This window comes from Polaromonas sp. YR568 (genome assembly GCF_943369415.1).
Taxonomy (GTDB): Bacteria; Pseudomonadota; Gammaproteobacteria; order Burkholderiales; family Burkholderiaceae_C; genus Polaromonas.
This window is the reverse complement of the sequence record NZ_CALRNF020000030.1, coordinates 71,330-80,570: the sequence shown is the minus strand read 5'-3', so window position 1 is coordinate 80,570 and position 9,241 is coordinate 71,330. Positions and strand designations below refer to the sequence as shown.

The following is a 9,241-nucleotide window of genomic DNA, read 5'->3' as shown; positions in this document are numbered from 1 at the left end:
CGCCTGGAAGGCGTCGAGTACGGCCGCTGCCTGATGCATGCACCCTGGGCCATTTCTTTTGCCCCGCAAGCCGCCGCGCGTTTTCATTTCGTCGCCAGCGGAGATGCCTGGATGCACACGCCGCAGTCCGGCTGGCTGGAACTGAAGGCCGGCGACGCGGTGCTGCTGCCGCGCGGAACCGCCCACACCATCGCCAGTTCACCCGAGGTGCCGCCGGTGGCCCTCGCCACCTTCGACCGCGAGCGCGTGGCGGAGGACATTTATCTGCTGCGGGACGGCGCGCCCGCGGCGCAAGCGCCCTCGCATGTCATGTTCTGCGGCAGCATGACCTTCAACCTCGACCCGCTGCACCCCTTGCTGGCCATGATGCCGGAGGTGATACGCGCCGGCGAGCTGGCGCAGCGCGACCCGGGCGTGCCCATGCTGCTCGACGCGATGGAGCGTGAAGCCTCGCTCAACCGCATAGGCGCCTGCGGCATCCTGGCCCGCATGGCCGACGTGCTCGCCGCGAGCATCATCCGCGCCTGGGTGGAATGCGCCTGCAGCAACTCCACAGGCTGGATCGCGGCGCTGCGCTCGCCCGGCGTGGGCAAGGTGCTGGCCGCCATCCACGCCTCGCCCGAGCAGGACTGGAGCGTGCCGGAGATGGCCAGCATCATGGGCGCATCGCGCTCGCGTTTTGCCCAGGCCTTCAAGGAATCGGTGGGCGAAAGCCCCGCCCGCTACGTGGCCCGCATCCGCATGTTCCAGGCCCGCAGCTGGATCGCGCAGGACGGCATGCGCGTCACCACGGCCGCCGACCGGCTGGGCTTCGACTCCGAGGCGTCGTTCAGCCGGGCGTTCAAGCGGGTTGTCGGGCATGCGCCGAGCAAGGCGCGCAGTACTGTGTGACCGGGGAGGCCTGGACAAGCGGGGGCTTTAATGGCCCGAAATTGAAGAGCGTCGAATCCAGACGAGGCTGATACCCTGCCATTCAGGACGCGGCATCATATGATTCGATTCAAATGTCCAAAACCCTGGTTAAACCTCAAGCGCGAAACGCAACCCGCAACGATCCGGCGGCGGAGGCCCTGCGCCGCTTCAGGCTGATCTTCAACGCTGTAAAGACGCATTTTCGCGAGGTGGAGAAAAAGGCCGGATTGGCGGGCGCGCAGCTTTGGGCACTGAGCGTGGTGCGCGGCACTCCCGGCATCGGTGTCAGCGAACTCGCCAGTGAAATGGATGTGCACCAGTCCACGGCCAGCAACCTGTTGAAATCGTTGGTCACCGGAGGGCTGGTTGAAGTCGAACGGTCCAGCACCGACCGGCGCGCCCTGGCGCTTCGCGTTTCGCCGGCAGGTCTCAAGGTCCTGAAACGCGCCCCCGGCCCCTTTTCCGGAGTACTTCCTGAAGCGCTGGCGAGCCTGGACACACCGGCACTGATCCGGCTCAACCGGGACCTGGACAAGGTGATCCAGGCTCTGGGGGTGGACAAGCGCGCGGCAAACATCCCGCTCGGACAGCCGGACACCTGATCGCACGCGGCCATGGCGGGGTCGTTGGCCCCGAGCCATGCCAGCCGGTCAGGTCGGCCGTGCGCAAGGCCGCGCACAGCGCCGATCATGCGCCACTACACCTCCGCGCGTTGCGCGAAAAGCCGAACGAAGACCGGTCTCTCACCGCGGTCGCCTCCGCTTACGCCCCGCCATACATTTGCACCAATATAATTACCGGGACCAATATCGCGTAGACGGGTACGGCCCCATAAAGTGTGAAGACTTTTCGACTGCACCAATTCAACGTTGATCGCTGGGCGGGCCGGATGCTCTCCGACGCCGGCCACCGGCGCTTGCGCGGGCGAATTGCGCAACGGGCAGGGAAGCATCGGCTGGAATGAGCCACGAACCGCTTCCCGACGACGTCCGGCGGTTCGTTCTGGCGAGCGTGCCGTCGGTGCCCTATATCGAGTCGCTTCTCCTCATGCGGCGCGATGCCGGGGCAACCTGGAACGCATCCCAGCTCGCCGCCCGCCTGTACGTTCCGGTGGCCCAGGCGGCGCAGCTCCTGGAGTCGTTGAGAACTGCGGGGATCGCGGTTCCTGTCCCCGAAGCGGAAGGCGTGTACCGTTACCAGCCATCGCCGGAGCTGGCGGAATTGCTGGATCGGGTAGCGGCACACTACGCTGGCAATCTACTTGCGGTCACCGATTTGATTCACTCGAGCCTGAACCGGCGGGCGAACCAGTTTGCGGATGCGTTCCGCTGGCGAAAGGATTCCTGACATGGCAGCCGTCATCTATCTTTTATGCGCCTTGACCTCCCTGGCCTGCTTCGGGCTGCTGTTTCGGGCGTGGCGTTCCAGCCGAAGCCATTTGCTGTTCTGGAGCGCGCTGTGTTTTGCGGGCTTGAGCGTCAACAACTTCCTGCTGGTTGTCGACAGGCTGGTGCTGCCGGCGGTGGACCTGTCCACCTGGCGGCTCGCCACCGGGCTGGTCGCGCTGCTCCTGCTGCTGTTCGGCCTGATCTGGGAGGAGGACTGACCATGAATCAGATGCTGATGGGCGCCATCGCCGTTGCGTCGCTGATTGCCGGGCTTTTCTTCTTCAAGTTCTGGCGGCACACACGGGATCGCTTTTTCCTGTATTTCGCGTTGTCATTCTGGCTGGAGGCCATCAACCGATTCGCGCTTGGGCTGCTGGCCGGCTTCCATGAGGACGGCGTACTTTTTTACAGTGTGCGGCTTGCGGCGTACGCGCTGATACTTCTGGCGATCTGGCAAAAAAACCGGCCGCCGCGCTGAGGTTCCCGGGAGTTCCGGGACTGCCCGGGTTTTACTGCCCGCAAACCCACGGCGGCTCAGCCGGCCGGTTGAACGCGGCAGGACGGTGTCATTTGACCCCGAGGGTAAATACGAAAAAAACGCCCGCCAGGAAATAGACGACCACGACCGCGACAGCACAAAGCGCAACGATTGAATACACCCCGCCCAGGTCGCCCCGGGTTCCGGATTTCTCTTCAGCCGGCGGTTTTGAGTTGTCTGGTGACCGCATATCCAATCCTGGAGAAAGCCCTCATCCACCACGCATAAACAATTCGCACGGCCGACAAAATGAATGGCGGGTAACGAGGACCGGGAGCGAGGTAATTTGCACCCGGTATGCCGTTTCGGCAAAAAAAGAGCCTCCAGAGGGCTCGAGCCCCTGAAGGCCCTAAGTCCTCACCGGGAAATCTGCTGAAATCGGAAGCCTATTGTATTTGTTCAAATGTATATGTGCATCGGGTGTTTCCCTGAAGCGTGGCGCCGCCAGACGTCAGGCCTTGGGCAGGCGAAGCAACTGCAGATCGGCCAGCAGGGCGTAGAGCGGGACGCTGACCAGGCGCGAAACGGCGCTTGCAACCAATGCGCTGGCCATCAGGCTGAGGACCAGGCCGTGGCCATCGACCATTTCCATCACGATGATGAATGCAGTCATCGGCGCATGCGTGACGGCGGCAAGAAATCCCGCCATGCCGAGCGCTATCAGCGTGGGTGCATTGACGTAGCCGGTCAGCTGGGCAATGTCGTTGCCCAAGGCGCCGCCTATCGCCAGGGACGGTGCAAAAATTCCACCCGGAACACCGGACCAGGCGGTAATCCAGGTCGCGATGAACTTGAGCAGCGCATACAGCGACGAGGATTCCCCGCCGCTTTCCAGCATCGCGCGTGTATGGGCATAACCGCCGCCATAGGTATCGCCATGGCTCACGCAACCCAGCACGGCCACCGCCAGGCCGCAAGCCGCCGCGAAGCGCACGGGCGCCTCTTGCCGGAAGCGGCTGAACCAGTCGGGTGTGCCGCCCGCAAGGGAAACGGCCAACAGCCTGGAAAACAGGCCTCCCGCCAAGCCGCTGCAGACGGCCACCAGCAAGCCCGGCAGCAGCAAGGCCATGCTGATGTTTTCGACGCGGATTACGCCGAAATAGGTGGCATTGCCGTAGATCGACACGGCCATCAGGCCGCCCAGCACGATGGCCGCCAGCAGCAGCCCGTTGCTGCGCTGCTCGGGTTTGCGTGTCAGTTCCTCAATGGCGAACATCACTCCACCCAGCGGCGTGTTGAATGCCGCGGCGATGCCGGCCGCTCCACCGGCCAGCAGCAATCCCTGCTCCGATACCCGCGAGCCCGAAGGCAGCCAGCGACGGGCGTGGTACATGACCCCGGCAGCAATCTGCACCGACGGGCCTTCCCGGCCAAGGGAAAGCCCGCCCAACACTCCCCAGGCGGTCAGCAGCATCTTGGCCGCGGAAAGCCGCAGCGACACAAACAAGCCGCGCGAGACGGCCGGCACTTCGGATGTCAGGGCCGCCATGACCTGGGGAATGCCCGAGCCGGCGGCGCCTGGTGCGTAGCGCCTGGTCGCCCAGACGATGGCCGCGGTGCAAACCGGCGTCCATAGCAGCGGCCCCCACCAGTAACTCTTTTCGAACACGAAGAAGAGTTTCAGCGCATGCTCGGTCAGCCAGGTAAATGCCACGACGGCCAGCCCCGCCAATACGGCCGACGCCAATACGACGGTGCGGCCGGCCCAAAGCCGCCAGTCGGCCATTTCGTTTCGCAAATTTGACAGGAATGGGGGATGGGCTTTCATGGCGCGCCTGGCAAGTACATTTGTGGAAATGCAATAGGGATTTCAACAAATGTAAACGAAGCGGCCATCAAAGCGGCGCCGTAGCGCGAACCGGCCCTCCCGGGCAGGCGACCCTGCCCGGATCCACATTCAAGAGGCTAAGGCGCCGACCTGAAGCGCTTGACAGCCCCCGCGTCCCAAACAAGGCCGTTGCCAGGCCGGTCCGGCGGGGTGATGTACCCGTCAACCACCTTCAGGGGTTCCTGAAGGATCGCATCGGCCCAGTCGACGTACTCAAGCCAGTGCGCAGTCGGCGTTGCCGCCATCAAGTGCGAGCTGACTTCGTGGAACAGGTGGGAGGAGAGCTCGACGCGCGCCGTGTCAGCCAGCGCCGCCGCCGCCATCCAGCCGGTCACACCGCCGATGCGTTCCAGGTCGGGCATGACAAAGTCGCTCGCGCGTTGCGACAGGGCATGCGCCATTGCCCTCGGGCCCGCGAAGTTCTCGCCAATCTGGATCGGAGTCCGGAGCAAGGCGGCAAGCCCGGAGCTGGCGGCGTAGTCATCGTGGGCCACGGGCTCTTCGATCCAGTACAAACCTTCGCCGTCAAGCAGCACGCAACGTTCGCGTGCCTCGTTCGGCGTCAGGCGCTGGTTGAAGTCCGACATCAGCACAATGTCGTCGGCAAGGGCGGCGCGCACGGCGCGCACCGCCGCGAGATCTTCCTGCGGCGACGCCCGGCCCAGCCGCATTTTGATGGCACGGAAACCTTCCGCCACGAGTTCCCGGGCCTCGTCCGCCGCGGCCGGCGCGTCCAGCAGGCCGAGGCCATTGCTGTTGTAGGCCTGTACAGGCCTCAGAGGAGCGCCCAGCAAACGCGCGAGCGGCAGGTTCGACGAAATCGCCAACGCATCCCAGCACGCGATGTCGATGCCGGCCATGAGCATCGATACGATGCCGCGCGCGCCGAGAAGCCTGAACCGCGCCTCCAGCAGGCGGCGCACTTCGGCCGGCGAGGCGTCTTTGCCGGCGAGCAAGGCGTTCGCATCCTGAAGCAGGGCCATGGCCGCCTTGCCCGCAGCCGGCAGATAGCAAAACAGGTATGCGCGGCCGGTGATGCCCTCTTCGGTCAGCAGGTCCACCAGCAGCAGCGGCGCTTCGGCAATGCGCATGGCGCTGGTGCCGAGCGCGCGACGCATCGGCACGACCACCAGTGTCGCCTCAATGGCCCGGATCGTGAGGCCGGCCCGGCCTTTCGGCATGTTCATGCCGGGCGCCCTTCGGCATGCACGGACAGGATGTCGAAGATGGCCCGATTGCAGGGCGTCGGCACGCCGAGCCGGACGCCCCTGGCAACCACGTCACCGCTGAGCCATTGCACTTCAATGCGGTTTCCGCGCTCTAGGTCGTTGTGCATGGAAGAGCTCATCGTTGCGGGCACCTGGTCCGCAAAAGCAAGCCTGTCGTCGGCGAAATCGGCGGGCAATGCAACCCCTTCGGCACGCGCGACCTGCACCACTTCGTCCATTACCGCGCGCAGGAAGGCCCGCGAGCGCGCGTTGGCGCGTATCGGCCCTATGGGCGTGCGCACCGTGCTGGTGGTACCGGACAAGCCGACCAGGAACACGAACTTCTCCCAGATCGCGCGCCGGATGTTGGCGCTGACCTCGACATCGATCCCCGCTTGCGCGCACGCGTCGCGAAACTGCATGATTCGCGCGGAACTGCTGCCGTCGTACTCACCGAAAACCAGCTTCTGCATCGTTCCCGAGTGCCGGATGAGGCCGGGTTCGGCAATCGTCGCAGCGATATAGCAAACGCCCCCGATGACGTGCTTGTCTCCCAGCGACTGCCGCAGCGTGTCGTCCTTGATTACGCCGTTCTGGAACGAAACCACGGCGGTGTGCGCGCCGATCACCGGCTTGATGGCTTCTGCCGCGTCGGCCGTGTCCCACAGCTTGACCCCGAACAGCACGATGTCGGCGATACCGGCTTCAGCCGGCTTGTCCGTGACCTTGACGCCCTGCAAATGCAGGTTGCCGCGCGGGCTCTCCAGGCGCAGGCCGCCCTCACGGATGGCCGCAAGCTGCTTTCCCCGCGCAATGAATGTGACGTCGTGCCCGGCATTGGCAAGCCGCGCGCCGAAGTAGCCGCCGACGCCGCCGGTTCCCATAACGATGATGCGCATTTTGTCTCCTTGTAAAAAACGGGTGAAGATGGGAAGTCGCCGCGTTTTCCGGTGGGCAAGCAGAGGCGCCTGGTCGATATCAATAGCCCTGGCTTCAGCGTCGACTGAATGTTTGAGTCATCTGGCTTAGAGCTTTCGGGCAGGTCAGTGGGCAAGCTGCCCAGGCGGTCGTGCCGGCGGATCGAGCAGGCCCAACGCGGGCCGCACAATTCCCTCAAGCAGCGCGCGCTCGGGCCGCGCGCGCGCGAGCACGCGAATCCCCATCAGGACACCGAGCAATATGCGCGCGGCATCTTTCGCGTCGACTGTGGCGGAGATTTCACCGCTCTTCTGGCCTCTGCCGACGCAACGGCGAAAGAAAGCTTCGATCTGCCTGAGTTCTTCCGCCACGACAAGGCGGAACTCAGGATCGTGCGGCGCGATTTCCAGCGCGGCGTTGACCAGCATGCAGCCGCGGCACTCCAGGTCGCCCATGGAACGTTCGACGATCTCGCCGAGAAACGCGGCGACGGCATCACGGGGTGCAAGCCCTTCGAAGCGCCTGATGCGGTCCCGCACGCTCTGCTCAAGATAGTGTTCCAGCGAACGCCGGTACAGCGCGCGCTTGTCGCCAAAGGCGTTGTAGAGGCTTGCGCTCGTAAGGCCCATGCCCTCAGCCAACTCGCGTACCGAGGTGACCTCGTACCCGCGCGACCAGAAACACTGGACGGCGGCATCAAGGACGGCGGCTTCATCGAACTGTCGGGGTCTGGCCATGGGACTGCATTCTGGACACGATTCGCCATTATGTATCAATCGTTCCAAAATGGTCAAACTCCACAAAAGGAGGTTCAAGCGCATCGTCGGGCATCCGCCCGGCAAGGCGCGCGGTCCCATGTGGCCAGGGCGTGTTCAATTGCGCCGGGATCCGGGCCGGGCCTGTGCGCCCTGCCATCCCGGGGACGGGACATCCGATCCCGCAGCGCCCGGCGCCTACAGCAGCCCGCTCGTCAGCGCCTTCAAGGTCGCCGCGGCGCGTGTCGTGCATTCGAGCTTGCGAAAGATGTTCTCCAGGTGGGCGCGCACCGTGCTCGGGCTGATGCCGAGTGTGCGCGCAGCCTCCTTGTTGCTCTCGCCGTGGCTGATGCGCCGCAGCACCTCGATTTCGCGGTCCGTCAACAGGCCGGCCGCATGGTCGGGCTTGGGCGCGGCCGCCGGGCCGCCGGTCAGCGCGGATACGACCTTCGTATCGAAGCGCCCTTGCGCCGCCTCCTCGCGCAGGCGCCGCGTGGCATCCTCTTCGCCCAGGCGGGCGCGGCCGGGGCGGTCGGTCTGCCACATGGCCCACTGCGTCGCCGCCGCGAGCACGCGGCCCTCGACGCGGATCGCGTCCCCCGATGCGCCACGGAAGAAGCCCGAACCATCCAGACGTTCGTCGGCATACGAGGCGATGTCGGCCTCGTCGGCCAGGCTGCCGATGCGCCGCGCGGCGCGCGCCGTCCAGTACGGCACCAGGCGCAGCCGCTCCATCGCCGCCTCGCCGGGCATGCCGGGCAGGTTCCAGATTTCATTCGGCACCGCGGCACGGCCCATGCCATGGATCAAGGCCGCGCGGTGGATGCGACTGCACTGTGCTTCGGTCAGGCCCAGGCGCACCGCGCAGCCGCGCGCCGCTTCCGCCACCCGGCGCGAGTAGCCGGTGAGCCAGGGCAGCTTCAGGTCGATCACGTCGGCGATCAGTTCCAGCGGCGCGGTCGGCGCCGGCAGGGCCGCGGCAGGGGCGAACGAATCGACGCCCGCCGGGTCGTTCTCCAGCGTGTGGAGCCAGTCGGCCGCGTTCTCGCGCAAGGCCGGCAACCACTCGGCGGGGTACTGCCGGCCGGCGCGCGCGGCCAGTCCGGCTAACGCGTGCTCGAGGCTGTAGACGCGGCTGTGCACCTCAAGGTCGCCGGCGACCTGAACCAGCTGCACCTCGATCGGCACATCGCTGCCGGCGAGCGCGTGGGGCTGGCCGCCGCCGTCCAGGGTCTCGAAGATGCGGCGCAGCGCGCGCTCGACGGGCACAGGCAGGCCCAGCGTGCGCGCCACGTCGCCCGACACCTCGCAATGGATCTGCGCCGCCGGGCCGGTCAAGCCCGACAGGTGCGCCGGCATGCCCACCGCCAGCATCGCCTGCCGCCCGTTGACGTCATCGCCCATCAGGTCGGCGATCTCCGGCGCGTTGGCGGTGCAGCCCGACCAGCGCAGCAGCGAGACATAGGCCACATGCGTCTGCAGCTGCGCGGCTAAGCCGAGCGCCGCCGCGAGCCGCACGGCCAGCCACGCGGTGCGGGCGGAATGGTCTATGGGCTGGCCCATGCTCAGGTCGCCGACAAAGGCGAGCGCCTTGACGGCATCAAAGACCTGGACCTGGGAGCCTGCGCCATGGGCGGCTGGGACGGACATCGCTTGCTCCGGACGGGAAACGGGAACAGGAAGGGGGCGCGCCG

General features: G+C 65.8%; 10 protein-coding genes. 5 read left to right on the top strand and 5 right to left on the bottom strand.

The annotated features are described in order from the left end of the window. The 5 genes from ACLV74_RS18425 to ACLV74_RS18405 all read left to right on the top strand — a co-directional run. A partial coding sequence (locus tag ACLV74_RS18425; protein WP_411880859.1) for an AraC family transcriptional regulator occupies positions 1 to 891 on the top strand: 891 nt, incomplete at its 5' end. Between the two features lie 113 nt (positions 892 to 1,004). Then, positions 1,005 to 1,514, top strand: coding sequence for a MarR family winged helix-turn-helix transcriptional regulator (locus ACLV74_RS18420; RefSeq protein ID WP_411880858.1), 510 nt, complete (start codon positions 1,005 to 1,007; stop codon positions 1,512 to 1,514). Between the two features lie 358 nt (positions 1,515 to 1,872). After that, positions 1,873 to 2,259: a hypothetical protein gene (locus tag ACLV74_RS18415; RefSeq protein WP_411880857.1), complete on the top strand. Its 387-nt coding sequence runs from the start codon at positions 1,873 to 1,875 to the stop codon at positions 2,257 to 2,259. A gap of 1 nt (position 2,260) precedes the next feature. Then, positions 2,261 to 2,518 (top strand): DUF5985 family protein, encoded by a 258-nt coding sequence (locus ACLV74_RS18410; RefSeq protein ID WP_411880856.1) that lies wholly within the window; start codon positions 2,261 to 2,263, stop codon positions 2,516 to 2,518. Positions 2,519 to 2,520: 2 nt separating this feature from the next. Beyond that, positions 2,521 to 2,778 (top strand): DUF5985 family protein, encoded by a 258-nt coding sequence (locus tag ACLV74_RS18405; protein WP_411880855.1) that lies wholly within the window; start codon positions 2,521 to 2,523, stop codon positions 2,776 to 2,778. A gap of 511 nt (positions 2,779 to 3,289) precedes the next feature. Here ACLV74_RS18405 and ACLV74_RS18400 read toward each other — a convergent pair. The 5 genes from ACLV74_RS18400 to ACLV74_RS18380 form a co-directional block, all read right to left on the bottom strand. Further along, positions 3,290 to 4,606, bottom strand: coding sequence for a chloride channel protein (locus ACLV74_RS18400; RefSeq protein ID WP_411880854.1), 1,317 nt, complete (start codon positions 4,604 to 4,606; stop codon positions 3,290 to 3,292). 137 nt (positions 4,607 to 4,743) lie between these two features. Further along, a complete protein-coding gene (locus tag ACLV74_RS18395; RefSeq protein WP_411880853.1) occupies positions 4,744 to 5,853 on the bottom strand; it encodes an enolase C-terminal domain-like protein in 1,110 nt (369 codons plus the stop codon). Then, complete coding sequence (locus ACLV74_RS18390; RefSeq protein WP_411880852.1) at positions 5,850 to 6,773, bottom strand: ketopantoate reductase family protein; 924 nt, start codon at positions 6,771 to 6,773, stop codon at positions 5,850 to 5,852. Before ACLV74_RS18390 ends, ACLV74_RS18395 begins: the two co-directional genes overlap by 4 nt. Positions 6,774 to 6,917: 144 nt before the next feature. Next, positions 6,918 to 7,529 (bottom strand): TetR/AcrR family transcriptional regulator, encoded by a 612-nt coding sequence (locus ACLV74_RS18385; protein ID WP_411880851.1) that lies wholly within the window; start codon positions 7,527 to 7,529, stop codon positions 6,918 to 6,920. Between the two features lie 216 nt (positions 7,530 to 7,745). Then, the gene (locus tag ACLV74_RS18380; RefSeq protein WP_411880850.1) at positions 7,746 to 9,197 is read right to left on the bottom strand and encodes an HD domain-containing phosphohydrolase; all 1,452 of its coding nucleotides are present in this window, start codon (positions 9,195 to 9,197) and stop codon (positions 7,746 to 7,748) included. Positions 9,198 to 9,241: the final 44 nt, after the last annotated feature.